This is a genomic window from Rhizobium leguminosarum bv. viciae USDA 2370, assembly GCF_002008365.1.
Taxonomy (GTDB): domain Bacteria; phylum Pseudomonadota; class Alphaproteobacteria; order Rhizobiales; family Rhizobiaceae; genus Rhizobium; species Rhizobium leguminosarum.
Genome location: NZ_MRDL01000059.1, coordinates 624,576 through 650,855 on the forward strand (window position 1 = coordinate 624,576; position 26,280 = coordinate 650,855).

Annotated in this window: 23 protein-coding genes; 13 read left to right on the forward strand and 10 right to left on the reverse strand. The window is 61.6% G+C overall.

What is annotated here, in order from left to right:
• Positions 1–128 precede the first annotated feature (128 nt).
• Complete coding sequence (locus tag BS629_RS36960) at positions 129–1,391, forward strand: DUF3422 domain-containing protein (RefSeq protein WP_077988809.1); 1,263 nt, start codon at positions 129–131, stop codon at positions 1,389–1,391.
• A 69-nt stretch (positions 1,392–1,460) separates the two neighbouring features.
• Here the strand turns inward: BS629_RS36960 and BS629_RS36965 are convergent, their stop codons facing one another.
• The 6 genes from BS629_RS36965 to BS629_RS36995 all read right to left on the reverse strand — a co-directional run bounded on the left by BS629_RS36965 (position 1,461) and on the right by BS629_RS36995 (position 9,274).
• Positions 1,461–3,605 (reverse strand): methyl-accepting chemotaxis protein, encoded by a 2,145-nt coding sequence (locus BS629_RS36965; RefSeq protein ID WP_026188719.1) that lies wholly within the window; start codon positions 3,603–3,605, stop codon positions 1,461–1,463.
• 16 nt (positions 3,606–3,621) lie between these two features.
• Positions 3,622–4,551 carry a substrate-binding domain-containing protein gene (locus BS629_RS36970; protein ID WP_077988810.1) on the reverse strand — a complete coding sequence of 310 codons (930 nt, stop codon included), beginning with the start codon at positions 4,549–4,551 and terminating at the stop codon, positions 3,622–3,624.
• A gap of 198 nt (positions 4,552–4,749) precedes the next feature.
• Positions 4,750–5,634, reverse strand: coding sequence for a carbohydrate ABC transporter permease (locus BS629_RS36980; protein WP_018245919.1), 885 nt, complete (start codon positions 5,632–5,634; stop codon positions 4,750–4,752).
• Positions 5,624–6,598 (reverse strand): carbohydrate ABC transporter permease, encoded by a 975-nt coding sequence (locus tag BS629_RS36985; protein ID WP_018245920.1) that lies wholly within the window; start codon positions 6,596–6,598, stop codon positions 5,624–5,626. The genes BS629_RS36980 and BS629_RS36985 overlap by 11 nt, the downstream gene beginning before the upstream one ends.
• Before the next feature lie 82 nt (positions 6,599–6,680).
• A complete protein-coding gene (locus BS629_RS36990) occupies positions 6,681–7,904 on the reverse strand; it encodes an ABC transporter substrate-binding protein (protein ID WP_018245921.1) in 1,224 nt (407 codons plus the stop codon).
• A 50-nt stretch (positions 7,905–7,954) separates the two neighbouring features.
• On the reverse strand, positions 7,955–9,274 hold the full coding sequence (locus tag BS629_RS36995) for an alpha-L-fucosidase (protein WP_018245922.1): 1,320 nt from the start codon (positions 9,272–9,274) through the stop codon (positions 7,955–7,957).
• Between the two features lie 210 nt (positions 9,275–9,484).
• Between BS629_RS36995 and BS629_RS37000 the strand changes: the two genes are divergently transcribed.
• From BS629_RS37000 to BS629_RS37030, 7 genes are all read left to right on the forward strand, one after another.
• Positions 9,485–10,492 carry a LacI family DNA-binding transcriptional regulator gene (locus BS629_RS37000; protein WP_018517828.1) on the forward strand — a complete coding sequence of 336 codons (1,008 nt, stop codon included), beginning with the start codon at positions 9,485–9,487 and terminating at the stop codon, positions 10,490–10,492.
• Positions 10,493–10,632: 140 nt separating this feature from the next.
• On the forward strand, positions 10,633–11,415 hold the full coding sequence (locus tag BS629_RS37005) for a FadR/GntR family transcriptional regulator (protein ID WP_020493439.1): 783 nt from the start codon (positions 10,633–10,635) through the stop codon (positions 11,413–11,415).
• A 123-nt stretch (positions 11,416–11,538) separates the two neighbouring features.
• Positions 11,539–12,117 (forward strand): isochorismatase family protein, encoded by a 579-nt coding sequence (locus tag BS629_RS37010; RefSeq protein ID WP_018245925.1) that lies wholly within the window; start codon positions 11,539–11,541, stop codon positions 12,115–12,117.
• Positions 12,114–13,124, forward strand: a complete 1,011-nt coding sequence (locus BS629_RS37015; RefSeq protein ID WP_018245926.1) for a GlxA family transcriptional regulator — start codon at positions 12,114–12,116, stop codon at positions 13,122–13,124. The genes BS629_RS37010 and BS629_RS37015 overlap by 4 nt, the downstream gene beginning before the upstream one ends.
• A 239-nt stretch (positions 13,125–13,363) precedes the next feature.
• Positions 13,364–14,377 carry an ABC transporter substrate-binding protein gene (locus tag BS629_RS37020; protein ID WP_018245927.1) on the forward strand — a complete coding sequence of 338 codons (1,014 nt, stop codon included), beginning with the start codon at positions 13,364–13,366 and terminating at the stop codon, positions 14,375–14,377.
• Between the two features lie 95 nt (positions 14,378–14,472).
• On the forward strand, positions 14,473–15,291 hold the full coding sequence (locus BS629_RS37025) for an ABC transporter ATP-binding protein (RefSeq protein ID WP_026188721.1): 819 nt from the start codon (positions 14,473–14,475) through the stop codon (positions 15,289–15,291).
• 11 nt (positions 15,292–15,302) lie between these two features.
• Positions 15,303–16,184, forward strand: coding sequence for an ABC transporter permease (locus BS629_RS37030; RefSeq protein WP_003549874.1), 882 nt, complete (start codon positions 15,303–15,305; stop codon positions 16,182–16,184).
• A gap of 82 nt (positions 16,185–16,266) precedes the next feature.
• On the opposite strand, the gene BS629_RS37035 is transcribed toward BS629_RS37030, so the two are convergent.
• The 4 genes from BS629_RS37035 to BS629_RS37050 all read right to left on the reverse strand — a co-directional run bounded on the left by BS629_RS37035 (position 16,267) and on the right by BS629_RS37050 (position 21,254).
• Positions 16,267–17,667, reverse strand: a complete 1,401-nt coding sequence (locus tag BS629_RS37035; RefSeq protein WP_018245929.1) for a sensor histidine kinase — start codon at positions 17,665–17,667, stop codon at positions 16,267–16,269.
• A complete protein-coding gene (locus BS629_RS37040) occupies positions 17,657–18,325 on the reverse strand; it encodes a response regulator (RefSeq protein WP_018245930.1) in 669 nt (222 codons plus the stop codon). Before BS629_RS37040 ends, BS629_RS37035 begins: the two co-directional genes overlap by 11 nt.
• Positions 18,326–18,424: 99 nt before the next feature.
• Complete coding sequence (locus BS629_RS37045; RefSeq protein WP_018245931.1) at positions 18,425–19,333, reverse strand: carbohydrate-binding protein; 909 nt, start codon at positions 19,331–19,333, stop codon at positions 18,425–18,427.
• Between the two features lie 124 nt (positions 19,334–19,457).
• Positions 19,458–21,254 carry a heparinase II/III domain-containing protein gene (locus BS629_RS37050; RefSeq protein ID WP_018245932.1) on the reverse strand — a complete coding sequence of 599 codons (1,797 nt, stop codon included), beginning with the start codon at positions 21,252–21,254 and terminating at the stop codon, positions 19,458–19,460.
• Between the two features lie 131 nt (positions 21,255–21,385).
• On the opposite strand from BS629_RS37050, the gene BS629_RS37055 reads away from it, so the two are divergent.
• Genes BS629_RS37055 through BS629_RS37075 form a run of 5 tightly spaced genes read left to right on the forward strand, consistent with a single transcriptional unit; the run spans position 21,386 to position 26,253 of the window.
• Positions 21,386–22,372, forward strand: a complete 987-nt coding sequence (locus BS629_RS37055) for a carbohydrate ABC transporter permease (RefSeq protein WP_018245933.1) — start codon at positions 21,386–21,388, stop codon at positions 22,370–22,372.
• Positions 22,369–23,205: a carbohydrate ABC transporter permease gene (locus BS629_RS37060; protein WP_018245934.1), complete on the forward strand. Its 837-nt coding sequence runs from the start codon at positions 22,369–22,371 to the stop codon at positions 23,203–23,205. The genes BS629_RS37055 and BS629_RS37060 overlap by 4 nt, the downstream gene beginning before the upstream one ends.
• Before the next feature lie 4 nt (positions 23,206–23,209).
• Positions 23,210–24,382, forward strand: a complete 1,173-nt coding sequence (locus BS629_RS37065) for a glycoside hydrolase family 88 protein (protein ID WP_018245935.1) — start codon at positions 23,210–23,212, stop codon at positions 24,380–24,382.
• 15 nt (positions 24,383–24,397) lie between these two features.
• The gene (locus BS629_RS37070) at positions 24,398–25,507 is read left to right on the forward strand and encodes an ABC transporter ATP-binding protein (protein WP_018245936.1); all 1,110 of its coding nucleotides are present in this window, start codon (positions 24,398–24,400) and stop codon (positions 25,505–25,507) included.
• 20 nt (positions 25,508–25,527) lie between these two features.
• Positions 25,528–26,253, forward strand: coding sequence for a DUF624 domain-containing protein (locus BS629_RS37075; RefSeq protein WP_018245937.1), 726 nt, complete (start codon positions 25,528–25,530; stop codon positions 26,251–26,253).
• Positions 26,254–26,280 lie beyond the last annotated feature (27 nt).

Sequence of the window (26,280 nt, forward strand, 5' to 3'; positions counted from 1 at the left end):
GTTCGGGAGAGGCTATAGGCGTTGTCAGCCTTCGCCGGCTCGCGGGCGCCATGGTCAACTCACACATGCCGGCAACCCGGTTACGTCCGGCGACCCAGCGACTGTCTACCTTATAGAGGTGCATTTCCATGCCGATGGGCTCCGAGCATCCGCTGCGAAGGGAACTTCACAACGAGCTCCACGCGCGGCCGTCGCTTTACTTCGATGGCGACACGGATGTGTGGCACGTCGCCATCGTCGGAGAAAATGCCCCTCCTCAGATACCGAATTCCCTGCCGGGGCTGGAGGATGTCTCCACGACCCGCGAGGGCAACCACGGCATCGGCCGCATCGGCGACGGCCGGCTGAAGTGGGAGGCGCATACCGAGTTCCTCACCCTGACCTTCGTCGTTCCCGCGTCGGCCGAACCCGGCAGCAATCCGCCTGAAGCCTTTCAGGCCTGCTGCCGCCAGATCAACGGGAAGATCATCGCGGCCGTTCGCGTGCTGGTGCGGGACGAGAAGGACCGGCAGCGTCCGGAAAAACCGAGGCTCGACTATGTCGCCTCTCAGGTCGGCGGCGGCGACGCGGAAGTGCATTCGAACTTCCGGCTGACCGATAGCGGTTTCGTCGAATTTCTGTTCTTCAACCGCAACCTCAATGCCTATCGCACCGGCCGCATGGTCAGGCGTTTCCTGGAGATCGAGACATACCGGATGATGGCGCTGCTGGCGTTGCCGATGGCCCGCGAGACGGTCTCGAAGCTCTCCGTCTTCGACCGACGCCTCGACCTGCTGATCGCGCATATGCAGAGTGCGATCAAGGTCGACAAGGCACTGCTTTCCGAGGTGACCAGGCTCTCTTCGGACGTTCTCAACTTCTCGGCGCTCGCCCGCCACCGCTTCGGCGCGACGAAAGCCTATGCCGAAATTGTCGCGAGCAGAGTGTCGGAGCTTCGTGAGGAACGTGTCGAACAGCGCCAGCGGCTCGGCACCTTTATCGATCGGCGCTTTCAACCAGCCGTCCGCTCGGTCGAAGCCGCCGAACGCCGCCTCGATGAACTGGCCGAACGCGTCAGCCTTGCCGGAGACCTCCTTAGAACCACCGTGCAGGTTCAGCTCGAAGATCAGAACGCATCGTTGTTGACGTCGATGGAAGAACGGGCTCGCATCCAGGTGCATATCCAGCAGGCGGTCGAAGGCTTCTCCGTCATCGCCATCACCTATTACACCGTCGGCCTGGCGAAGATCTGCCTCGAAAGTATTTCCGAACTGGGTGTCGATCCCCACGTGGCGAAGCTCGCCGTTCTCGGCGCCATCCCGCTCGTGCTCTTTGCCGTCTGGACAGCGGTTCGTCACGTTCGCAAGAGCATTGCCGGCCACTCCGCCGGTCCGGCATCCGGAAGCCACTGAAGCGACGCCAGACATTCGCTCACCGCCGCCCTTTCGAGGCGGCGGCGTTTGCTTGCCTGCATCCGAACGTCAGGATGCCATCGCGTAGTGGCGATGTTCCGCCGCCCGGCCGCTGCCCGTCCTGAACCGCCGCAGCAGCTCGGCGAGGCTTTCGGTTTCATGTGTCAGGCTCTGGGCGGCCGCCGTGGTCTCTTCGACCATTGCGGCGTTCTGCTGCGTCACCTTGTCCATCTGGTCGCCGGCGGCCGAGACCTCGCGCAGGCTCGTCGCCTGCTCGCGGGCGGCAACGGCGATCTCGGCCACGGTCGCATTCATGGCGGTGACCTGCTCGACGATCTGTTCGAGCGAGAGGCCGGATTCACCCACCAGCTGGACGCCGGTCTTGACCTGCGCCGAGGAGGTGGAGATCAGCTGCTTGATCTCCCTTGCCGCGTTGGCGGAGCGCTGGGCGAGCTCGCGGACTTCCTGGGCGACGACGGCAAAGCCCTTGCCTGCCTCGCCGGCGCGCGCCGCTTCCACGCCGGCGTTCAGCGCCAGCAGGTTGGTCTGGAAGGCGATCTCGTCGATGACGCTGATGATGTTGCCGATCTTCGACGACGAATTTTGAATTTCCGTCATCGCGTCGATGGCGCGGGCAACGATCTCGCCGCCCTTTTCGGCATTGGTGCGGGCCGTTGCCACGACACCCTGCGCGCGGCTTGCGCCCTCCGCCGTTCCGTTGACGCCGCGGGTCACGTCACCCAGCGCCGCGACGGTCTCCTCCAGCGAGGCTGCCTGCTGCTCGGTGCGGCGGGCGAGATCGTTGGACGCCGTGGAGATTTCCGCAAGGCCGGACCGGATGGTGGCGACGGCGCGAATGACCGAGTCGACCGCCTCTTCGAGGCTCGCGACCGAATTGTTGAAATGATCCCGGATCCTCACATAGCGATGGTCGACTTCGCCGACGCGGACGGTGAGATCGCCCTTGGAAAGCGCGTCCAACCCGACGGAAATCTGGCGGAAGGCATGCTCCATCACCTGCGCATCGCTGAGCCGCTCGGCCTCCTGGCGGAGCCGCTCTTCCTCGGCGGCAAGACGAGCGCGTTCGGCATTGGCTTCCGCGATCAGCTTGGCGCGCCCCGTTTCCTGGAAAACCTTCAGCGAACGCGCCATGGCCCCCAGTTCGTGGCGGTGCTCAACGCCCGTTATCACGATCCCTTCCTCGCCGCGGGCAAGCTGCTCCATGGACTGCGCCATGTTACGGACCGCAGAGGAAATCAGCCGGCCGACGAAATAGGAAAGGACGAGACCGATCACGATCAACAGCCCGCTGATGACCAGCGTCGTGCTGGTCGCAGAGGCAACCGTCGCGTCTACAGAACCGTCCAGCGTCTTCTGCGCGCCCGTGACGGTGGCCTGCAGGTCCTTGAAGCCGCCTGATATTTTCGGAGCGAGCACGCTGAGCTGCGTCTGGCGAATATTGCCGGAGGCCTGCAAGACGTCCTTCATGTCGCCGAGACGGGCGGTGTAGTTCTGCATGAGCTGGCCGGCGCCCATCAGGCGCTTCTTCTGCAGTTCGTTCTTCGCGGCCTTGGCGGCGGCTTCGTTGAGCGTGACCGCTTCGGCGAGTGCCGCCTGCGCGGTGTCATAGGCCGCAAAATCGTTGGAATGCACGAAGCGCTCGGAGAAATAGAGGCTGCGGTTCAAAGCCTCCAGCGTCGCCGCCGTCATCTGCAACAGGGCCACATCGTTCTGGCGCCAGGCGCTGCGCACGACGTCGTTGAGCGCGATGCTGGTCCAGGGGCCGAATTCGGTGACCTTGGAAATCAAGGCGTCACGCCTGGCCTGAAGGGAGACGATCTGTTCGAAAGCCTTGCCGTAGGCGGCAATGTCTTGGCGGATCGCCGCAAGGCCGGACTGCAGGTCCTTGTTACCGGCAAAACGCGGGTCGTCGGCGTCGAACGCTTTCACACCGGCGCGGAAGCGGTCGACGACATCCTGCGTCGGCGTGGAGCGGAAGGCTTCCGCCGACATCTGAATCTCGTTCAGCTGGTCGCTGTAGTCCGAGATGGCGAGACTTTGACCAGCCGTGGCGCGATAGGACGCGAAGATGGAGGCGAGCCCGTTCATGCCCGAGATCGCGCTGACCGTGAGCAGGCTCATCAACAGGATCAGCGGCACGAAGCCGGAGGTGATCTGCGCGCGAATGCCGAATTTATTCCAGATATGCAACATCATAGTCCTCTTATGCTCACTGGCTCTTCGGCAGATAGGTGGCAATGTTCTCAGGTGTGACGAGTTCGAAGGGAACGTTGTTTTCGCGCGGCACCTTCTCTTTGCGAATAAGCTTGACGGCGGCATCGACAGCGGCAGCGCCCTGCCCGACGGCGCTCTGGAGAATGGTGACGTCGAGATCGCCGGCCACCATCGCGGCGAGCGCGTCGTCGGTCGCATCGACGCCGGCGACGACGACATCCTTCATCGGCATGCCGGCTTTCTTCATGGCCCGGATCGCGCCGAGCGCCATCTCGTCATTATTGGCGATGACCGCATCGAACTTGACGCCGGCCGACAGCCATTCCTGCATCTGCTGGTCGGCATAATCGCGCGACCAATAGGCGGCCTGCCGCTCGACGATCTGAAGGCCCTTGCAGTCCGGCGTGGCGATGACGTCGGAGATGTCCTGGGTGCGGGCGCGGGCCGCCGCGTGGAAGGGTTCGCCCATCAGCACGACGACGCGGCCTTTGCCTTTGAGGAGCGCGCAGACCTGCTTGGTCTCCAGCGTTCCGGACTCCTTCTCGTTGGAGGCGACCGCCACCTGATTGTCCGGCAGGTCCAACAGGTTGGAAGGAACGTTGTTGATATAGATCAGTGGAATACCGGCATCTGCCGCCATCTTGGTCATTTGCGGCCCGAGGTCGCCATCGGAGACCGCAAGGATGATCGCGTCGACCTTGTCGGCAATGAGCTTCTGCACCTGCTGCTTCTGGACTTCGTTGTCGCCCTTGGCATTCTCGGTGACGAGCTTGAGGCCGGATATCGTCTGCCCATGCGAGACGACGCCGTTCAGAAGCACCGTTCTGAATTTGTCGAGATCGGACATCGAAACCCCGATCGTCTGGGCATGGGCAGCAGAGATCGATATCGCCAAGGCGATGGATGCAAGCGTGGCCGTTTTCATGAATTCCCCTGCACAATTCGTATATGAAATGCGTTATTTCAAATTTTGGTTAAATTTTACTTTTCGGCCGGAAGCAAAAGTTAAGCGCGAGGCTATGATTGCGACGGCACGAGCGCCTTCTTGGGCGGCAACCGAGCGGACTTGAAGGGCATCACAACAAACTTGATGCGATGCGCTTAAATCTTTGTTTTTTAACTATTAGCGTCCACCAAAGCCGGAGCTGACGGTGATACCCTTGTAGATCACCCTCTGCAGCACAATGGCCAGGACGACGCCCGGCAGCATGGAGATCGTCGCACCCGCCATGATGTAGTTCCACGCGGTGCCTTGCTGTGTCTGGAACAGGGTGAGCCCGAGCGGCAGCGTGGCTTTTTCAACGCCGCTGGTGGCGATCAGCGGCCAGAGGAAGCTCTTCCACTGCGCGATGAAGGTGAACAGCGACAAGAGGCCGATGGCCGGCATGGCAAGCGGAACGATGACCGTGACCAGGATGCGCAGGCGCGAAGCCCCGTCCATCATCGCCGCCTCGTCGAGATCCTTGGGAATGCCGAGGATGAACTGTCGCAGCAGAAAGGTGCCGAAGGAGCTGAAGGCGACCGGCAGGATCATGCCGTGATAGGTGTTGATCCAGCCGAACTTGCTGACGATGAGAAACAGCGGGATGACCAGCATCACCTGCGGGATCATCAGCGTACTGAGATAGGTGAGCAGCAACCCCTCCCGGCCGGGAAACTTTAGCCGGGCAAAAGCGTAGGCAGACAGGCAGGATACCGCAATCACGATCGCCGTGACGCCGCAGGCGACCACGAAGGAATTCAACAGGAAGGTTCCGAACGGCAGGGAAACCAGGGCTTCGACGAATGTTCCCCAACGATACTCCTCGGGGAAGATGCGGACCGGCACGGCCATCACCTCGGCATTGGAGCGCACCGCGTTCGACACCATCCAGAAGAAGGGGAAGAGGAAAAGCAGCGCGATCAGCGAAAGTGCCGTGTAGCTGACGAAGGCGCCGACGCGCCGCAATATGCGGTGACGATGCTGGGACACGGAATGCGGATGCCGTGAGGTCGGATCAATCGTCATAATGCACCCATTTGCGCTGCATGTGGAATTGCAGGATGGTGAGCGCCATGATCATGACGAACATCACCCAGGCCAATGCGGAGGCATAGCCCATCTGGAAGTTGGTGAAGCCCTTCTGGTAGATGGCGAAACCGAGCGTGGCCGTCGCCGAGCCCGGGCCGCCGCGCGTCATCGCGAATATCTCGTCGAAGACCTGCAGCGAGGTGATCGCCGTCATCACGGTGCCAAAGAAGATGGTCGGCGATATGAGCGGCAGGCGGATGCGCCAGAAGCGCTGCCAGGCATTGGCACCGTCGATCGTCGCCGCCTCGAGGTAATGCTTCGGCACGAGGTCGAGCGCGGCGTTGAACATCACAACGTTGTAGCCGACATTCGCCCACAGGGTGACGAGCACGACCGCCTGCATGGCCCAGCTCGAGCTCAACAGGAAATTCGGCAGACCGAGGCCGAGCGCGCGGATGATGCTGTCGGCCAGCCCGTCCGGCGTGAAGATCAGCAGCCATACCACCGATGCGGCGATGGTGGGCGTGAAGGTCGGCAGGAAGAAGATCACCCGGAAGATCGCCTTGCCGCGCTTCAGGCTCGATATCCAGACCGCGAGCGTCAGCGAGACGATTATATTCAGCGCCAGATACTCGACGGCGAAGAACAGCGTGTTGCTCAATACGGTGTAGAAGGCCGGATCGACAGTGAAGAGCCTGATATAATTCTGAAAGCCGACGAAGGATGGCGTCGAGATCAGCTGCCAATTGGTAAAGCTGAGCGCCAGCGACGCCAGGATCGGCAGCGCCATGAAGACCATGAAGCCGAGGAAGCTCGGCAGCAGGAACAGCATGGCTGTCTGCGTCTCCGGCTTCAGGAAGCGCCGTGGCTGACCGGGCTGCAAGGGAACTGCGGCAACAGCGCTTTGCGACATGTCTTCCTCCATGCGCGGCAGGACCTGCCGCAGCGCGAGCTGGCGCATGACCCGAAAATCGGAATCGATTTTCCGATAGGATCATGCGCAGATTTCAAAGCGACCGCGCGTCCTGTCGGACGCGCTGGCTCTATTGCTGTGCAAGGCTCTGGATAGACTCCATCGTCTGCTTGGCATCGGCGCTGCCGGCGAAAGCCGGCGGGAAATACTGGTTGAACAGGTTTTCCACCGCCGCCCAGTTGTTGGTGATCACGTAGGGCACGGAGTGCGCCAGGGAATAGTCGATGGCCTCGCCGCCATTGGTGATGTCCTTGGCCGCCACCTTGTACCAGGCGGATTGCGACGCCGTGCGCGCCGGCAGGGCACGGCCCTGCTCAGCGAGATAGGATAAGGCTTCAGGGCTGGTCAGCACCTGGATCGCCTTCCAGGCAGCATCCTTGTTCTTGCTCGTCGTGGCGATGCCGAAACCGGAGCCTGCGGTGACGGCGGAAAGTTCGCCCTCATCGCGCGGCAGGGTGGTGAGGCCGATCTTGAACTTGGCCTGATCCTTCATGCCGATGATCGACCAGGGGCCGTCGATATACATGGCGACATTGCCCGAATTGAACCGCCCCTGGATGACATCACCGGGATCTGCGCCACCCGAGGGAACCAGCGGCGCGATCTTATCCTTGGCGGCGAAACCGACCACTCTCTCGGCGGCGGCAACTGCACTCGCACTGGTCAAGTCAAGCTCGCCGGCATCGTTGACGTATTTATCGCCCCAGGCCGCGGCCAGGACCGAATAGTTGGTCGGGGTGATACCGAAGCCATACTTGCCGTCCTTCGTCAGCTTCTTGGCGGCATCGGTGAACTCGGCAAGCGTCCAGCCCGGCTTCGGCAGCGGAACGCCGGCGGCTTCGAGCGCGTCCTGGTTATAATAGATGACCCACGGACCGACATCGTAGGGCAGGCCGTAAAGCTGCTTTTCGACGGACATGCCGCCAATGATCGAGGGGGTAAAGGCGCCGACGTCGAATTTGTCAGCCTCGATCCGGTCATTCAGGGGCTCGAGCAGCGAATAGAAGTTCGGCATGCGCAGCGACTGCATGGAAACGATGTCGGCGAGTTGGCCCGATGCCGCCAGCACCGGCAGCCTCGTCCAATAATCGACCCAGCCCGTCGTCGTCAGCGTCACCTTGATGTCGGGATACTTGGCGGTCACCATCTCTGCCAGGTGTTGCCAGCTCTTGGTGTCGGTTTCGGAGCCGGTCCACATCTGCCAGGTCAGGTTGACCTGTTCGGCCGATGCGGCAGTGGCAAAAAGACTGCTGCCGATAGCGGCAAGCAAAAGCGTTTTCTGCAGAACCTTCATGGGTTTCTCCTCCCTCCATGAACGCAAAGGACACGCGAGTGCGATCGAGCTCACGCCTTCAGGACGATCTCGATCACCGGCACGGTAACGTCCGGGCGCCGGACCGGCAGTTCGAGCGTGATCATGCCTTCCGGCACCGTCACGCCGATATTGGAATCCACATCCTTGGCATGGCTCAGCCAGTGCACCTCGCTGGCGTCGTGCAGGAACTGCGCATAGGCGATCCTGTCGGCGAGACCTTCGATGTGGATGTGGCGGTAAGGCCAATTGTAGACGTGCAGATAAAGGCGGTTACCGCGCTGGGTATAACGGCAGCCAGCCGGCACCGGATAGCGGGAGGGCCCTGCCCCATAGATGGAACGTCCGTTGACGGCCATCCAGTTCTGATAGACCTCGAGCGCGCTGACGGCGCGCGCATCGAGCGTGCCCCGGCCGGTCGGGCCGACATTCATCAGCAGGTTGCCGCCGAGCGCGACGGAATCGATCAGCAGCTGGATGATCTGTTCCGGGCTCTTCCAGGTATCTTCGTCGCGGTGATAACCCCAGGAGCCGCTGAAGGTGTGGCAGGCTTCCCAGAGTACCCCCTGGCTGGCGATGGCGGGTGCGACCCGCGGCGTATATTGCTCCGGCGTCGTGACGTCAGGCAGGTTGCCGGGCGGCAGGTCGAGGCGGTTGTTGACAATGATCTCAGGCTGCAGCTCGCGCACCAGATCAACCAGGCGCTCGCTCTCCCAGTCGGCGCGCCCCTTGCCGGGCAGGCCGCGATATTCGCGCCCGGGATAGCTGAAATCGAACCAGATGATGTCGATGCGGCCGAAGCCGGTCAGAAGCTCGCGCACCTGTTCGCGCATATAGGCAGCGTAGTTGGCTATGTTTCTGCCAGCGTTCAGCGCCTTGGCGTCGGGATGGTTGCGTAGCGGATGGTGAACGTCGATCGGGAAATCGGGATGGTGCCAGTCAAGCAGCGAATAGTAGAAGCCGATCTTCAGCCCTTCGGCGCGGAAGGCGTCGACCAGCGGCGTCAGCAGATCTTTGCCACAGGGCGTGTTCGTCGCCTTGTAGTCCGTCACCTTGCTGTCCCAGAGGCAGAAACCCTCGTGGTGCTTGGTCGTCACCACGACATATTTCATGCCGGCAAGACGCGCCCGGCGAGCCCATTCCTTGGGATCGTAGAGATCGGGATCGAAATTGTCGAAATAGCGCTGGTAGTGGTCGTCGGTCAGCTCTTCGCGGTTCTTCAACCACTCGTGCCGGGCTCCCAAGGCATAGAGGCCCCAATGGATGAACATGCCCAGGCGATCCTGGCTGAACCAGGCGTGTTTGCCCGCCCCTCCTGATGCCGGATTTTCCGGCTGGCGTTCCGAACTCATGACAGGTTTCTCCTCCCTGTTTTCCGGTTGAACGTCATATCGAACCGGTTCGGCAAATGATCATCTCGCCTGATCCTATATCTGTCAAGCCGAAATTCGCGATCACAAGATCAGAAAAGCAAACCCTGCAAAACAACTGATTTGAAGCATGCATGTTGCGCCGACCAATAAAATCGGACATAACAAGACATTAGAACCGGTTCGATAGCTATGACCACCATACGAGATGTCGCGCGCCTTGCGGGGGTTTCAATCTCGACCGTCTCGCTGGCGCTCAATAGCCCGAAGCGGGTCGGCGCCGAGACGCTTGACCGCATCCAGCAGGCGATAAAATCGACCGGTTACCGCATCGACCCGGTGGCCCAGACGCTGGCGCGCGGACGCAGTTCGCTGATCGGTTTCGTTTCGGCCAATCTCGGAAACATGTTCTTCGGCGACATCCGGCGAGAGATCGAGCACCAGGCGCTCGACCACGGCTATTTCGTCCTCATCGCCGACTCCTCCGGCAGGGCCGATCTCGAACGGGCGCTGCTGGAGCGGCTGGAGGCGCAGAAGATCGCCGGCATTGCGCTGGCGGCAAATGGGCGGGGCGAGGAGTACGCCACATTCCTGCGCGACTTCAAAACTCCGATCGTGATGTTCGACCAGAAAGTGGAGGGCGCCGAGCGCGATTTTGTCGGCTCCGACAATCCGCTGACCACCACCATCCTGACGGAACATCTGCTGCAGCTCGGCCACAGGCGCATCGGCTTCATCTCCGGGCCGAGCGGCCTGCACACTGCCGACGAGCGCCTGAAGGGCTTCATGAACACGATGGCCGGCGCCGGTGTGGACATCGATCCTTCGCTGGTGGTCGAAGGCGGCTACACCAGGACCGGCGGCCATGCACAGGCGATGCGGCTCTTGACCCGCCGCGACCGGCCGACCGCCATCATCGGCGCCAACAATATGACAGGCCTCGCAGCACTTCAGGTGATGCAGGAGATGGGTTTCCGCTGCCCTGACGACGTGTCGCTAGCGATGGTCGACGACGTGCCCTGGAGCAATGTCATCACGCCCCGCATCACCATGGTGGTGCAGGATGCGCAGAAGCTCGGGGAATTGGCGGCGCAGCGTCTGCTGGCTAGAATAGCAAGCCCGGAGGGCGCCGCCGCACCGCCGCAGGATTTCATCCTGACGCCGAGATTCGTGCGCGGGGAATCGACCAGGCGGCTGTGAGTGCTTCCACCGGTCCTCACGCATATGCCAAAGCCGCGTCGAGAGATGTAAGCGCAGTGCCGGATTTTCACTGGCCGGCCGTTATGCATTGAAAGTCGGAAAAATTTGTCATACATGTGTGATGAATTGTGAATTTCGCAATGCCGCGTTTGAACGGCATGCGGATCAAAGCCGATGCGGGGGCGTGCGTGGCTATGCAGATGAAGGATCGCAGCAAAGGCTCCGGGTCGCTGGTCTCACAGGTCGGCGAAAGCCTCCGGCAAGCCATATTGAGCGGCCAGTATTCGGCCGGCGACAAGCTTCCGAGTGAGCATGAACTGACCGAAACGCACAGCGTCAGCCGCACCGTCGTGCGCGAGGCCGTGGCCGCGCTTCGCTCCGACGGGCTTGTCGAGGTGCGTCAGGGAGCGGGTATCTTCGTCCTCGGCGCCGATCCGGTTCTCTCCGCTGGGAAAGCCGACAAGGCCCGCGTTGTTTCCGATCTGGAAGTGCTCGAGATCAGAACGCCTGTCGAAATCGAAGCCGCCGGTCTTGCGGCCTTGCGCCGCTCGCCCGCGCAGGAGGAGGCGATTTTCGAATGCCACCGGAAAATCCTCCTGTGCATCGAGAGCGATCACTCCATTCGCGAGGCGGATCTGGAACTCCATGCCGCCATCGCCGAAGCCACGAACAATCCGCTCTTCCGGCAGTTCCTGGAGTCCCAGGGCTCGGCGATCATCCCGCAGTCGCGGCTGGTCCCTGAAACAAGGACAGCCGAGCAGACCGCCTACCGAAAGCTGATACACAGGGAGCACGAAGCGATCGTCATCGCCATCTCCGACAGGGACGATCAGGCTGCCCGCAACGCCATGCGTGAGCACCTGGTCGGCAGCCAGGCAAGGTACCGCAACCTGCTGAAGGATCTGCGAAGCTTTACGAGCTGATAGTTGATCCCGGAACTGTCTGGAAGCGTCCGCAGCGATTGGCGCGAATTGTCCGCTATTTGTCCGGTGCGCGCATTTTCTCGTGCCATCAAATTGCCGAATATGGCTTCATGATCAACCGCCATGGAGCAAAAAATGTCCGGCCACGATACTGTCCTTCTCGTTATCGACGCCCAAGAGTCTTTCAGACAACGCGATTACTGGGATGAAAACCTGGCATCCGCCTACATCGATCGTCAGCAGGCTCTGATCGACGGCGCGGAAGCCGATGGAATACCCATCATCCAGATCTTCCATGTCGATGAAAACGGGCCGTTTTCGGAAGCATCCGGATTCGTCAGCACACTCGCCCCGCTCAGGATCACTCCCAAGGCGACGTTCAGGAAGGGGCGCCACAGCGCCCTGGTCGGTTCCGGTCTCGACGTGTGGCTGACCGAGAACGGCGTCCGTCGTATCCTCGTCTCCGGCATTCGCACGGAACAGTGCTGCGAGACCACCACCCGACACGCCTCCGATCTCGGCTATCAGGTCGACTATGTCGGCGAAGCGACCCTGACCTTCCCGATGACCGACGCAACGGGACGCACTTGGAGCGCAAGGGAAATCCGGGACCGGACCGAACTGGTCCTCTCAGGCCGTTTCGCTCGGATCGCGACCGTCGAACAGGCATTGGCGGGGCGCGAAAAGTCACTCGCCGCATGACGGACGCCGCGCAGCCCTTCGATATCCCGGTCTTCGTCGTCGTGCCGCCGCGCGTGCTGCTGCTCGACGTCGCCGGCCCGATCGAAGTGCTGCGCAAGGCGAACCTCGAACAGCGCACAGTCCGCTTTACCGTCACCTATATCGGCCCATCAGCGACGGTCGGCAGTTCGATCGGTCTTGCCGTTACGGGTGTCGTCGCATTGCCGGAACGCTTGCCCGATAGCGCGCTTGTCGTCATTGCCGGCAGCGCCGACGCCCCGATGGCAAACAGTCGTCCGTGGGACAAACAGGAACGCGCTGACCAGGCTGCCATTATCGCATGGCTGAAGCGCGCCATCCGTCCGGGAATTCGACTGGCTTCGATCTGCTCGGGCGCATTGCTCGCTGCCGAGGCCGGAATGCTCGACGGTCGCGAATGCACCACCCATCACGGCTGTATGGAAGATCTGATCAGGCTCGCGCCCACCGCGCGCGTCCGGGACAACCGGCTCTATGTCGAGGACGGAGACCGCCTCACGAGTGCCGGCATCACCGCCGGCATAGACCTCATGTTGCATATCGTCGCCGAAGCGGTGGGGCATGCCTGCGCGCTTGCGGTGGCGCGATATCTTGTCGTCTATCTCAGGCGCGGCGGCTCGGATCCGCAGCTTTCGCCCTGGCTTGAAGGTCGCAACCATATTCACCCGGTCATTCACCGTGCACAGGATGCGGTGGTCGCCAACCCCACTCAGGACTGGTCGGTGGCGTCCCTCGCCCGCCTCAGCGGCGCCAGCCCGCGCAACCTTTCACGGCTGTTCAACGAGCAGACGGGCATGAGCGTTACGGATTTCGTCAACCGCATGCGCGTGGCTCTTGCCCGCGAGATGCTCTCTGGTTCGCGGCTGGACATGGAGGCCGTCGCGATGCGCGCCGGCTTCGGCTCGGCGCGGCAGCTCCGCCGCGCCTGGAACCGTTTGAATGACGGCCCGCCGAGCGCGGCGCGGGCAAGGCTGCCCGCAGGTTCATAGGCTGCTCACCACCGGTCACCAGATCGCGATGACGGTCGCGGACATATTCTCTCCCAATTTTCACGTTGAAGCGCTTGCCACGACGGGGGATGCATGGATGGAATTCCACGGGCTGCTTACCCATCCGTGACTGAAAGCTAATTGAAAGCTTCGACGTCATAGGAAGGGGCAGCATCGTGGAGGAGACACGGTCAAAGTGGCGAGACGACGATGCTAGCAAACCACAGGAGGAGATTTCCATGCGTTCTTCACGCAGCCTTTTTCACACCGTCGCTTTTTCGACGCTTCTCGCCGCAGCATCTTTGGCTACCAGCGCCGCACATGCGGCCGATAAGATCACCATCATGGTCGGCGGTTATGAGAAGCAGATCTATCTGCCCGCCAAGCTTGCCGAATCGCTGGGATACTTCAAGGACGAGGGTCTCGACGTCGAACTGCTGAATGAAGCTGCCGGCGTCGATGCCGAAAACCAGCTTCTGGCCGGCGCCGTCCAGGGCGTGGTCGGCTTCTACGACCATTGTGTGGACCTGCAGGCCAAAGGCAAATTCGTCGAATCCATCGTCCAGTTCAGCCAGGCGCCGGGCGAAGTCGAGATGGTTTCGAGCAAGCACCCTGACATCAAGTCGCCGGCCGACTTCAAGGGCAAGAGCCTCGGCGTCACTGGTCTCGGCTCGTCCACGAACTTCCTGACCCTCTTCATGGCCTCGAAGGCCGGCCTGAAGCCCGGCGACGTCGTGACGGTCCCGGTCGGCGCCGGCGGCACCTTCATCGCCGCCATGCAACAGGATCAGATCCAGGCCGGCATGACGACAGAGCCGACGATCTCGCGCATGATCAAGACCGGCGAGGCGAGCGTGCTTGTCGACATGCGCACGGTCGAGTCGACCCGTCAGGCGCTCGGTGGCACCTATCCGGCCGCCTCACTCTACATGGAAGCCTCCTGGGTCGACGCACACAAGGAAGAGGCGCAGAAGCTCGCCAACGCCTTCGTCAAGACGCTGCGCTACATCAACACGCATTCAGCTGCCGAGATCGCGGACAAGATGCCGAAAGACTTCTACGTCGGCGACAAGGACGGTTACATCAAGGCTCTCGACGACGGCAAGGGCATGTTCACACCGGATGGCGTCATGCCGGAAGACGGTCCGAAGACCGTGCTTGCCGTGCTCTCGGAGTTCTCCAAGAACGTCAAGGGCAAGCAGATCGACCTTTCCAAGACCTATACGACGGAGTTCGTCAAGAACGTCAAGTAAGGCGTCGCGTCGCTTCCGGTCCCAACCGGAAGCGGCCTCCCGATCGATCCATGGGCATTGCGTGCACGCGCCCAAAGCACGCCTCAGGTATCATCATGCAACATGACAAGAACCAGATCCCGGCGATCGAGCTGATCAACGTCAGCCGCCGCTTCGTCTCGCCGACCGGCAAGTCCCTTACGGCCTTGCGCGATTTCAACATGACGGTCGCCCGCGGGGAGTTCGTCGCCGTCGTCGGCCCTACCGGCTGCGGTAAATCGACGACGCTCAATCTTGTGACGGGTCTCGCACGCCCGAGCGCCGGTGAAGTCCGGCTGATGGGCGGGCCGATCACCGGCATTGACCCGCGTGTCGGCTTCGCGTTCCAGACCGACGCACTCTTTCCCTGGAAGAACGTGATCGACAACGTCATGGCCGGCCCGCTGTTTCGGGGCAAGTCGCGCACTGAAGCGGAAAAGAGCGCACGCGACTGGCTGGCCCGCGTCGGCCTTTCGAAATTTCTCCATCACTATCCCCACCAGCTTTCTGGCGGTATGCGCAAGCGCGTCTCCCTGGCCCAGACATTCATCAACGAGCCGGAAATCCTGCTGATGGACGAGCCGTTTTCGGCTCTCGACGTGCAGACCCGCACGGTCATGCATGAAGAGCTCTTGAAACTGTGGGCGGAGCGCAAGGCCTCGGTGGTGTTCGTGACCCACGACCTCGAAGAGGCTGTCGCCCTCGCCGACAAGGTCTACGTCCTGACCGCCGGCCCTGCGACGGTAAAGTCGGTCTATACGATCGATCTCCCCCGCCCGCGCGTCGTGTCGGAAATCCGCTACGAGCAGAGCTTCATCGACTATTGCAAGACGATCTGGGAGGACCTGCGCGAGGAGGTCGAGACCAGCTACCGCCGCGCAAGCGAAGCGGCCTGAGGGAGGATATCATGGCACACACCACACTTGAGGCCGGTTCGGCCACCATGTTTCGGCCGGGCACGTCGGACACAGAAATCGAGGCATCGGCGCTGAAGGCAATGCGCCGGCGCAAGACGCTGGTGCGCTTCTGGCAGATCGCCATCCTGGTCTTCGTGATCGGCATGTGGGAGCTGTCTTCCAACATGCAGTGGATCGATCCGTTCTTCTATTCGAGCCCAAGCGGCGTCGTTCAGCGCCTCTACGAATGGGCAACCGAGGGCACCACGGAAGGTTCTCTCTGGTATAATCTATGGGTGACGATGGAGGAGGCCCTGATCGGCTTCTTCGCGGGATCGATCACCGGCGTCTTCGTCGGCATCGGTCTTGGCCGCAACCGCTTCCTGTCGGACATTTTCTCCGTCTACATCAAGGCGATCAACTCGATACCGCGCGTCGTTCTCGCCCCCATCTTCATCATGATCATGGGTCTCGGCCTGCCCTCCAAGGTTGCACTCGCCTTCATCATGGTGTTCTTCGTGGTGTTTGCAAACGCCTTCCAGGGCGTGCGCGAGGCCGACCGCAATATGATCGCCAACGCCCGCATTCTCGGCGCCTCGGATTGGCAGGTCACCCGCACCGTGGTCATCCCATCGGCGATGAGCTGGATCTTCGCCAGTCTGCACGTGTCCTTCGGTTTCGCGATCATCGGCGCAATCGTCGGCGAATTCGTCGGCGCCCGCTTCGGTATCGGCCAGCTCATCTCGATCGCCAAGGGGACGTTCGACGCGGCCGGCATGTTCGCGGCAATCCTCCTCGTCATGGTCGTCACGCTTTTTGCCGAATACATCATGACATTGATCGAGAACCGCCTGGCGAAATGGCGTCCGCAGCAGCACCTCGATACCCAGTGATCAAATCGACCTCCTCCCAAGGCAGATCGAACTGAAGGCCGGGCGCGATGCCCGGCCTTCTTTTCATTTGATGCACTTAGGTCTAAGCGAGCGGCAGCCGCACCGTCACGACGAGCCCACCGCCTTCCGCGTCATCGAGCGAGACTGAACCTCCAGCGCCTTCGACGACCTCCCGAACGATCGCTAGCCCCAGACCACTCCCCTCGGCTTCAGTCCCCATGATCCGGTAGAAGCGTTCGAAAACCTGTTCGCGCTCCCCGCTCGGAATACCCGGCCCGTTGTCCTCGACGGTCACGACGGCGTTGCCGTCCGCCTGCCCGACGGCGACGGTCACCCGTCCGTTCGGGCGGGTATAGCGGATCGCATTGTCTATGAGGTTGACCAACATCTCGCGCAACATCGTCGCGTCGCCGTCGACAATGACCGGGCGGACGGCTTCCAGGCCGACGTCGATGTTGCGCTTGAGCGCCTCTTCAGCATGCGCTTCCAGGATCTCGCGGGCAGCCTTCGTAAGGTCGGTCGCATCGCTCCGGGGGCGCCGGCTTCCGGGCTCGGCCCGCGATAAGGTGAGGAGCTGGCTGGCAAGACGCGAAATCTGTTTCGTGCTGGTGCGAAGGGCGAAAAGCGCCTCGTCGCGGCGAGCAGCATCGGCTTCGCGGGCCGCCACGCTCGCCTGCGTCGAAATCAGCGCCAGGGGGGTTCGCAGTTGATGCGCCGCATTCGATACGAACCGTCGCTGCGCGGCCATCTGGTTCTGGACGCGCTCCATGTAGTCGTTCAGGGCGTGAACGAGCGGCTGCAGCTCGCTCTGCACCATCTCCGGCGGCAGCGGATCGAGACGGTTGCGCCCGCGCTGGCGCAGGGCGTCCCGCAGCCTCAGCGCAGGAGCCAGGCCACGCTGCAGGCCGAGGATGGTCACCAGGCTTGCGACGAAGACGAGCACGAACTGCTTCGAAAAATCTGAGAGCCACAATTGCCTTCGCATCGCATACTGGCTGTTATGCGTAACGGCGACGGTCACGGAGATCGCGCCGTCATCGGGAAGGCCGACGACAGGATGGTCGAGCATCATGACGCGAACATCGGCACCGTGGAACGTGCGATCCTCACCGGTGCGCTGGACGGCCGGCAACGGCAGGTCGGGAAAGCCGCTGACCAGACTGCCCCATGCGGTAATCACCTGATAAGATACACGGTCGCCGAAGCCCGTATCAAACATCTCCAGCGCGGAAGGCGGCACGTCCACCTGAACATTGCCGCCCTCGTCGACACGGACGGCTTCGGCAATGACGCGCGCCGACGCCAGAAGTGTTCGATCCGTCACCAGCTTTGCTGTGGCGTCAGCCGTCCAGAAGCTGTCGTAAAGATTGAAACCGATCGCGCCGAACAGGGTCAGCAGCACCCAGCAGAGCAACTGCACCCTCAGGCTCTGGCTGAGCCGCGCGATCGTCGCGCCCACCTTGGTGACGAGGCTACTGGACATGTCTGAGGAGATAGCCAAGCCCGCGCAACGTGGCAATCTGAACCGAACTGCCCTCGAGCTTCTTTCGCAGCCTGTGGACGTAGATTTCGATGGCGCTCGGATCCGCCTCGTCGTCGAAACCGAACACGCTTTCGGAAAGGGCGGCTTTCGAGACGGTGTTGCCAAGCTTCATGACGAGTTGCTCAAGCACGGCATATTCACGCGGCGTCAGTTGCAGCGGCTCGCCTGCGACGAAAAACTGCCGCGTCCCGCCGGAGAAGCGCAGGTTGCCGACGGTAATCTCGGATGATGCCCGGTCCTGGCCGCGGCGGACCACCGCACGAATCCTCGCTTCGAGCTCGGCGATTTCGAAGGGTTTGGCGAGATAGTCGTCGGCGCCGCTGTCAAGCCCTGCAACACGGCCGTCCAGGCTCGCATTCGCGGTCAAGATGATGACCGGCAGCTTGTTTCCGGACTGCCGCAATCGCTTCAACAGCGTCAATCCGTCAAGCTTGGGCAGCGCCAGGTCGAGGATCATCGCCGAATACTCCGCCACCTTGAGCATATGCTCCGCGTCCTCGCCGTCATGGGCAATGTCGATAGCGTATTGCGCCTGTCGCAGGGCTTTACCCAGCCAGGCCGCCAGATCCTTGTTGTCCTCCACCACAAGCAGTCTCATCTGACCTTCCTAGCACGTGCAAACGGTCTGACAAGCGTGACACAGTTTCCACCGCTGATACCTGGCCTCTGTTCCCGACCGAAGCAGAAGGAGATGGTATCACCTGCGATCGGTCTCCGCGTCGTCAAGACGAACGCTGACAGGAACGGAAGTTTTCAGGCGCCCATGAGCCCTCCCGGAATCGCCTTCGACCGCAACCGGGACGTCCTGGTCTCCAGCACCCGACGCCTCGATTCCCCAGATTTCGATCTGGGTCAGCGCCGGATAGGGCGAGGCGTCCTCGGCCTTGATCAGCCTGTGCAGTTCCACCCATTCGACGATGCAGGGCTCTATCAGAAAGGCTTGAGCGACGCCCGATTTCACCAACGGAAAACAGGAGGTCTTGCCGTTCGAGAAGGTGACGCTGGCCTTTTCCCACCAGGAATCATGCGGAAAGTCGGCCCGGAGATAGAAAACGATCTCGTCGATCCTGACCGGCCGGCCGAATTCCACCGTTAGCGCCGCGTGAGGATCGCGATTGATGCCCCAGCTCGTATAGGGCCAGAAGCCGTGATCATCGTTGGCCTTTTCGCCGTCGATCGCGTTACGCGCGGCAAAGACCGCTTCGCCCCGGGTTTCGACATTGGCGCGCGCATGCGGAAACAGCGTCCGATTGGCGTGATCGTCCCAGGGGTTGAGAGCGAGATTGCGCCGGTGAATGATCTCGTCCGGCCGCGTGCTTCGCGCTGATAGCCGGTGGATATCGCCCCTGAAGGCATTCGGGGAATAGGGCTTGCGTTTGTCGCCGAAGGGCACAGCGAGCGAATAGGCGCATTCCTTCATATAGACCAGGCCGGGTTGGATCGCGCCATCAAGGGAGAGGAAGACATGTCCGGGCTCGGAGACCTCCACGACCACGCGATCGCCTTCGCGATAGCTCTGGCGATAGACCAGGAACGTCTCGTCCCGGCCTGCGGAACTGGCCAGCACTGCCCCATCGGCATCCACGATCTTCAGCGTCAATTCCATGCTCGTCCTCCCCAGAGCATGATGCCGAAAAGTGTGAGCGATTTTCGGACGACATCATGCTCTAACTCTTTAATTTAGAACAGGATTCAGATTTCAGGCCGACCCGGCCTAAAATCATCCTGTTCTAGACGATCCGCAATCTCAGGAGCCTGCCGGCAAACGGCAGGCGCAGCCGATAGATTTTCTCGGGCCAGGCCGATCTCAGCCGGGCGTCGTCCACGACGATTTCATCAATTTCGATCTCGCCGGTGCCATCGACGAAAATTCTGCCGAGGTCGGCCAGATCGATCCTATCGGGGCCGACAGTCGGCACCACGCATGTCATCAGAGACAGGACCGCCGGCTTGCCCCCGTCATAGGTGTCGACGATCTCGACGTGGCGGCCGCGCAGCAGGGAAACGACGCGCCGGTAGCTGTGCAGCTGCGCCTCGGGGGAATAGGCGCCTGATATATCGAGCGATATGCGCGCGCTCCGTTCGTCAAACTCGACCTCGACATCGCGCGCGCCAAAGGCTTCGCCGGCCGACTGCATGACGCCTGCGAATGTCGGCAGGTTGTGGAAAGCCGACTGCATCGTCCATATCTCGTAGCGCCGCGCCGAAAAGGTCTTTGCGGTATAGGTCTCGACGCCGACATCGATCAGGAACGGATGTCCGTTCTTGTAAAGCGTGACACTTCCGACATCGTTATGATTGTGGCCCTCGCCATTGTTGCCGCCCTTGACGGCAAGCGAAAACTGCCGGTCGCGGGCGATGAACAGGCCGATGCCGGGATAGAAGATATCGCGCCCGGATGCAGGAGGTGGCTCGGCGGCGGCGGGGATTGCAGGGCCGACCAGCAGTTCCTGCACGCGATACCAGAGGTTCCATTCCCCGGGCAGGTGCGGATTGTCGGAAGCGGCCCTGTCGGATGCAGCGAACTCAGCCAGCATCTCAGAGCCGACCGCCTGTCCGAACAGGTATTCCCGCGCGCTGCAGGGTTCGACCACCGCGGAGGAATCCGCGAAGTTGAAATAGTAGCGGCCGGCCACATGCATATGGGCAATATATTCGGCCATGTTGCGGATCTTCGGCTGCTGCCAGACCCCGGCGAACAGGCCGGGCGCCACGGCATCCAGGATGGTCAACGCGCCATGCAGGCAGAGTGCGGCGTGGCGGTAGTAGAGCACGCCCTCCTCGCAGGCCCCGTCCTCGGCATAGTCCTTCAGGAAGGCGTCGAGGCTGCCGAGCGCCTTTCTGACGACGGCGTGACGCGTGGGCTGATCGGTTTTCAGGGAGAAGACCGTCAACAGGACGTTCTGGCTTATCCACGCCGTCCAGTTGTTCATCCGCTCCTGACCGCGGCCCATCCACCAGAAATGCCGGCCGAGATAGGGCGAAAGGATGCGGGTTTCGATCTCGCGTTCCACGCGTGCCGTAATCTCGGGGCTGATGCCGTCGAGCTCGTCGCGAAGCAATGCAACGATGGTGGCAAGCAGCGCCGCCGTTTCGGCGGCGAAGAGATCGACGACAGGCTGCGAATTGTCGGGAAGCGGCAGGCGCGCGCCGCTTCGTTCATAGGCGTTATGCGCCGGAAGCTGCCACCCGCTCTCCTCCGCAATCAGGAAGATGCCGTCGACGACCTTCGGCAGGAACCGCGCCTTGCCTTCGATGAGTTCGCCGAGCACCAGATTGTTGAGCATCCGCCGCCGCGTGAAATAAAGCTCCTCGAAGCGCGCGCGGTTGCCCGTTGCGGTGAACTCCCGGTAATCCGAAGCCGCAATCAGCGGCAAGGCGCGCGCAAGCGTCTCTTCGGCCTCGCGAATGATCAGATCCCGTACCGCTTGCGGCACAGCGCTCCATCTGGCGCGATCGGAGCAGACCGCCCCGGGCGTGAAATCGCCCAGCACATCCGGCAGCTCCCCTGAAATCTCGCTGAGCATGTCTCTCCCCGTACCGGAAAAGCATCGATGGGCGTTTGGTCTGCATGCTCACCTATCATATGTATTTTGCGCTTTCCATAAAATTCGTATGACCTATTCAGAACTTGTTTGACCAATACCGGATATGTGCTATGTCGTTGCTGGAGGAAGAGGAGGCATCGGTGTCCCTATCGAATTCGGTCATCGCGACGGATGGCGCCATGGCAACCTCCGGTCGGAAGGTCGCGGTCCTGTCCAAGCGCCAGCGCAGGATCCGCAACGCGCTCGTCGCCTATTCCTTCATCGCGCCGAACTTCATCGGCTTTGCCGTCTTCACGCTCGGCCCGATCCTGTTCGCCTTCGTGCTTGCCTTCATGCATTGGGACGGTTCGAATGCGATCACCTTCGCCGGCCTCGACAATTTCTGGCGGCTCTTCGATGACAAGGCTTTTATCGCGGCGTTCTGGAACACGGTCATCTATACGGTCGCTTCCGTGCCGGCGACGCTCATATGCGCGCTTGGCCTTGCCGTACTTCTCAACCAGAAGATCGCGGGGCGCGATTTCTTCCGCACAGCGATGTTCTTCCCCTATGTCGCCTCGCTGGTGGCCGTCGCGGTCGTCTGGAACATGATCTTCAATCCCGAGATGGGACCGGTGAACATGATCCTCTACACGCTCGGCCTCGATCCCAAGAACATGCCGGGATGGGCGGCCGATCGCCACTGGGCGATGGTGACGGTGATCCTCTTCGGCATCTGGAAGAACATGGGCTATTACATGGTCATCTATCTGGCCGGCCTGCAGGGCATCAATTCGGAGCTCTATGAGGCCGCCGATCTCGATGGCGCCAATTCCTGGCAGAAGTTCATCCATGTCACGGTGCCGCAGCTCGGGCCGACGACCTTCTTCGTCACCGTCATGCTGACGATCCAGTCCTTCAAGGTGTTCGACCAGATCTACATGATCACCCAGGGCGGACCCGGCACCTCGACGCTCGTCCTCGTCTACCACATCTATAACGAGGCCTTCATTTCCTGGGATCTCGGCTATTCCAGCATGGTTGCGCTCGTTCTGTTCTTCCTCGTGCTCGCCGTCACCGTCTTCCAGTTCCGGCGCCAGAGGGAGGATGGTGAATGAGGATCGCAGGACGCAAGGTGACCCTCAAATCGGTCGCGATCTACGCCATCGTCATCGCCGTCACGCTCATCATGCTGATGCCCTTCGCCTGGATGCTCTCGGCATCCCTGAAGCTCAGCCGCGACGTCTTCGCCTTCCCGATCGAGTGGATACCGTCCGAGCCGCAATGGCATAACTACGTCGATATCTGGACGAAGATCCCGCTTGCGCTCTTCATCTACAACACCTCGAAGCTGACGATCATCGTCACGCTGCTGCAACTTTTGACCTCCAGCTTTGCCGCCTACGCCTTCGCCAAGCTGAATTTCCCCTACAAGAACACCCTGTTCCTCGGCTACATCGCCACCATCGCCATGCCCTGGCAGGTCTATATGGTGCCGCAATTCCTGCTGATGCGCGAATTCGGCCTCAACAACACCCATCTGGCACTGATCTGCCTGCAGGCTTTCACCGCCTTCGGCGTCTTCCTGATGCGGCAGTTCTACATGTCGATCCCGACCGAGCTCTGCGAGGCGGCCCGCATCGACGGCATGAACGAGTACCAGATCTGGGCGCGCATCATGCTGCCGCTGTCGAAGCCCGCGCTCTCGACACTGACGATCTTCACCTTCGTCACCACCTGGAACGATTTTCTCGGGCCGATGATCTACCTGACCAAGACCGAGCTGAAGACCGTCCAGATCGGCCTTCGCATGTTCATCTCGCAATATTCGGCCGAATACGGGCTCATCATGGCGGCCTCTGTCGTCGCCCTCATTCCGGTTCTCGTCGTCTTCCTCTCTCTCCAGCGCTTCTTCGTCGAGGGTATCGCCTCGACCGGACTGAAGGGTTAAATCCATGAACGCCGTCTCGTCCGTCGCCCCGCAGCCGATCACCGACCAGGAGGTCAAAGCCGCGCTCGATCTTGCCGTCGGGCAGATCAGGCGCAACCTTCCCGCCTTCACCCATGCCTCGCAGAACCATTCAAGCGTCGGAAATTTCTATCCCGCGGTGGCGAACGACCAATGGACCGCGGGTTTCTGGCCCGGAGAGCTGTGGCTCGCTTTCGAGCACAGCGGCGAGGCGGTTTTCCGCGATGCCGCGCAGATCCAGGTCCAATCGTTCCTGCATCGGATCGTGAACCGCATCGAGACGGATCATCACGACATGGGCTTTCTCTATTCGCCCTCCTGCATCGCCGCCTGGAAGCTTGTCGGAGATGAGGATGGCCGCAGGGCCGCCATCCTGGCAGCCGACCAGTTGATCGAGCGTTTCCAACCCGTCGGCCAGTTCATCCAGGCCTGGGGCCGCAAGGGGGTGGCGGAAGAATACCGCTACATCATCGACTGCTTGCTGAACCTGCCGCTTCTCTACTGGGCGAGCCGCGAGACCGGCGATCCGAAATATCGCGAGATCGCTCTCATTCACGCCCGCACCACGCTCGCCAATTCGGTTCGGCCGGACGATTCCACCTATCACACCTTCTACATGGACCCGGTCACGGGAGCGCCGGTGCGCGGCGCCACCAAGCAAGGTTACAGGGACGACAGCGCCTGGGCGCGCGGACAGGCCTGGGCCATCTCGGGAATGGCGCTCTCCTATCGCTATGAGCGGATCGAGGAATACCGCCAAACCTTCGACCGGCTGCTCGCCTTCTATCTCAACCGGCTGCCGGCCGACATGGTGCCCTATTGGGATCTCGTCTTTTCGGACGGCGACGGCGAGCCGCGCGACAGCTCGTCGGCGTCGATCACCGCCTGCGGCCTTCTGGAAATGGCCGATCTCGTCGAGCCGGAACCGGCCGCACGCTATCGCACCCTGGCGCGCCGCATGATGAAGAGCCTTGCCGATCACTACGCGGTCAAGGACCCAGCCGTCTCCAACGGCCTGGTGCTGCACGCCACCTATTCGAAGAAATCGCCCTTCAACACCTGCCGCGGCGAGGGTGTCGATGAATGCGTCTCCTGGGGAGATTATTATTACATGGAAGCTTTGACGCGCCTTTCGCGCAGCTGGTCTTCCTATTGGTGAATTCAGGAGGACCCGATGGCCAGCATTTCGCTTAAAGAGCTGAACAAATCCTACGGCGCGCTCACCGTCGTCCACGACATCGACCTCGAAATCGCTGACAAGGAATTCATCATCCTGGTCGGCCCCTCCGGCTGCGGTAAATCGACGACGCTGCGGATGATCGCCGGCCTCGAGGAGATATCGGGAGGAGAGCTCAAGATCGGCGGCGACGTCATGAACGACGTTCCCTCCAAGGATCGGGATATCGCCATGGTTTTCCAGAACTATGCGCTGTACCCGCATATGACCGTCTACAAGAACATGGCTTTCGGTCTGCAGCTGAGGAAGGTGTCGCGCGACTTCATCGATGCCCAGGTGCAGGACGCCGCCAGGATCCTCGACATCTCTCATCTCCTGAACCGCAAGCCGAAGGCGCTTTCGGGCGGGCAGCGCCAGCGCGTCGCGCTCGGCCGTGCGATGGTGCGCAATCCGGCGGTCTTCCTTCTCGACGAGCCGCTTTCCAATCTCGATGCCAAACTGCGCGGCACGATGCGTTCGGAAATCACCAAGCTGCACAAGCGCCTCAACGCCACCTTCATCTACGTCACCCACGACCAGGTGGAGGCCATGACCATGGCGGACCGGATCGTCGTCATGAAGGACGGGCACATCCAGCAGGTGGATACGCCGCAGAACCTCTACGACCGTCCCGTCAACATGTTCGTCGCCGGCTTCATCGGCGCGCCGCAGATGAACATGCTGCCCTCGACCATTTTGCGCCGGGACGACGGCTATATCGCCGTCTTCGACGGCCGGGAACTGCCGCTGCCTGCCCATTTCGACAAGGGCAGGATCGCCCCCTACGAGGGCCGCGAACTGGTGCTTGGCATCCGTCCGGAGAATTTCCACGAGCTGCCGCCGGCCGACATCGCACCGGAGAACCTGGCGCCCCTCAAGGCGGTCGTCGAACTGGCCGAGCCCATGGGCTCGGAAGTGCATCTGAACATGGTGGCAGGCGGGCGCAATCTCATCGCCCGCGTCTCGCCGCGCTACCGGCCTGATATCGGCGAGGAGGCGACGCTGGTCGCCGATATGACCAATGCGCAGCTGTTCGACAAGGAAACGGAACGCTCGATTCTATACTGAGGCGCCTGCGGGAGACGGCTATGCAGTGGTTGCGGGACATGTGGACGAGGGAGGGACCGGGCATTGCGAAGGATGCGCCGAAGAGGACCGGCCTTGCTCTGTTCGCCGAGATCCTCGTCCGCGAATGGTGGGAGATGGTCAAGCTGAACATCCTCTTCATCCTGGCCGGCCTCTTCGTCGTGACGCTGCCGGCAGCCCTCGCCGCCATGGCCCGGGTCTCGGTCGCCTTGGTGGAAGATCGCAACACCTATCTGCTGCGGGACTTCACGGAAGCCTTTCTGCGCTACTTCTGGCGCGCCACCGCCTGGGGCCTGGCGTTGAGCGGCGCGCTTGCAATCGGTATCCATGCGATTGTCACCTATGCCGCCGGCGCACGCGACAATCTGTTGCTGAGCGCACCACTGACGATCGCCCTCGTCGCCACCGCTTTCATCGCGGTCCTCGCCTGCCATCTCATCGTTCTCATGGTGATGCGCGATCTGCCGGCTTCTAGGCTGCTGCGCCTCGCCGCGCTCGCCTCGGTCATCCGCCCGCTCCCGGCGCTAGCCGCGCTCGCCTTCGCCGCCAGCCTGTGGCTGGCGCATATCCTCTTCTATCCGGTTTCGGTGTTCATGCCGGCAACCTTCAATTTTTCACTCGGAATGTTCGCCGTCGCATTCGGCGTCCATCGGGCGGCGGTGACGGTTCTAGACCTGCCAAACGCAACGCAGCCCCACCGCGAACCGCATATACGAGACGCTTCATAAAACAACTGATCCAGAGATGATCCAGGG

Excerpts from the sequence above, each read along its gene's own strand:
- BS629_RS37060 (WP_018245934.1), top strand. The coding sequence starts at position 22,369 with ATGAGGATCGCAGGACGCAAGGTGACCCTCAAATCGGTCGCGATCTAC.
- BS629_RS36985 (WP_018245920.1), bottom strand. The coding sequence starts at position 6,598 with ATGCGCCAGCTCGCGCTGCGGCAGGTCCTGCCGCGCATGGAGGAAGAC.
- BS629_RS37055 (WP_018245933.1), top strand. The coding sequence starts at position 21,386 with ATGTCGTTGCTGGAGGAAGAGGAGGCATCGGTGTCCCTATCGAATTCG.
- BS629_RS36995 (WP_018245922.1), bottom strand. The coding sequence starts at position 9,274 with ATGAGTTCGGAACGCCAGCCGGAAAATCCGGCATCAGGAGGGGCGGGC.
- BS629_RS37075 (WP_018245937.1), top strand. The coding sequence starts at position 25,528 with ATGCAGTGGTTGCGGGACATGTGGACGAGGGAGGGACCGGGCATTGCG.
- BS629_RS37020 (WP_018245927.1), top strand. The coding sequence starts at position 13,364 with ATGCGTTCTTCACGCAGCCTTTTTCACACCGTCGCTTTTTCGACGCTT.
- BS629_RS37025 (WP_026188721.1), top strand. The coding sequence starts at position 14,473 with ATGCAACATGACAAGAACCAGATCCCGGCGATCGAGCTGATCAACGTC.
- BS629_RS37040 (WP_018245930.1), bottom strand. The coding sequence starts at position 18,325 with ATGAGACTGCTTGTGGTGGAGGACAACAAGGATCTGGCGGCCTGGCTG.
- BS629_RS37035 (WP_018245929.1), bottom strand. The coding sequence starts at position 17,667 with ATGTCCAGTAGCCTCGTCACCAAGGTGGGCGCGACGATCGCGCGGCTC.
- BS629_RS37010 (WP_018245925.1), top strand. The coding sequence starts at position 11,539 with ATGGAGCAAAAAATGTCCGGCCACGATACTGTCCTTCTCGTTATCGAC.
- BS629_RS36980 (WP_018245919.1), bottom strand. The coding sequence starts at position 5,634 with ATGACGATTGATCCGACCTCACGGCATCCGCATTCCGTGTCCCAGCAT.
- BS629_RS36960 (WP_077988809.1), top strand. The coding sequence starts at position 129 with ATGCCGATGGGCTCCGAGCATCCGCTGCGAAGGGAACTTCACAACGAG.
- BS629_RS37045 (WP_018245931.1), bottom strand. The coding sequence starts at position 19,333 with ATGGAATTGACGCTGAAGATCGTGGATGCCGATGGGGCAGTGCTGGCC.
- BS629_RS37030 (WP_003549874.1), top strand. The coding sequence starts at position 15,303 with ATGGCACACACCACACTTGAGGCCGGTTCGGCCACCATGTTTCGGCCG.
- BS629_RS37015 (WP_018245926.1), top strand. The coding sequence starts at position 12,114 with ATGACGGACGCCGCGCAGCCCTTCGATATCCCGGTCTTCGTCGTCGTG.
- BS629_RS36990 (WP_018245921.1), bottom strand. The coding sequence starts at position 7,904 with ATGAAGGTTCTGCAGAAAACGCTTTTGCTTGCCGCTATCGGCAGCAGT.
- BS629_RS37005 (WP_020493439.1), top strand. The coding sequence starts at position 10,633 with ATGCCGCGTTTGAACGGCATGCGGATCAAAGCCGATGCGGGGGCGTGC.
- BS629_RS37050 (WP_018245932.1), bottom strand. The coding sequence starts at position 21,254 with ATGCTCAGCGAGATTTCAGGGGAGCTGCCGGATGTGCTGGGCGATTTC.
- BS629_RS37065 (WP_018245935.1), top strand. The coding sequence starts at position 23,210 with ATGAACGCCGTCTCGTCCGTCGCCCCGCAGCCGATCACCGACCAGGAG.
- BS629_RS37000 (WP_018517828.1), top strand. The coding sequence starts at position 9,485 with ATGACCACCATACGAGATGTCGCGCGCCTTGCGGGGGTTTCAATCTCG.
- BS629_RS36970 (WP_077988810.1), bottom strand. The coding sequence starts at position 4,551 with ATGAAAACGGCCACGCTTGCATCCATCGCCTTGGCGATATCGATCTCT.
- BS629_RS36965 (WP_026188719.1), bottom strand. The coding sequence starts at position 3,605 with ATGTTGCATATCTGGAATAAATTCGGCATTCGCGCGCAGATCACCTCC.
- BS629_RS37070 (WP_018245936.1), top strand. The coding sequence starts at position 24,398 with ATGGCCAGCATTTCGCTTAAAGAGCTGAACAAATCCTACGGCGCGCTC.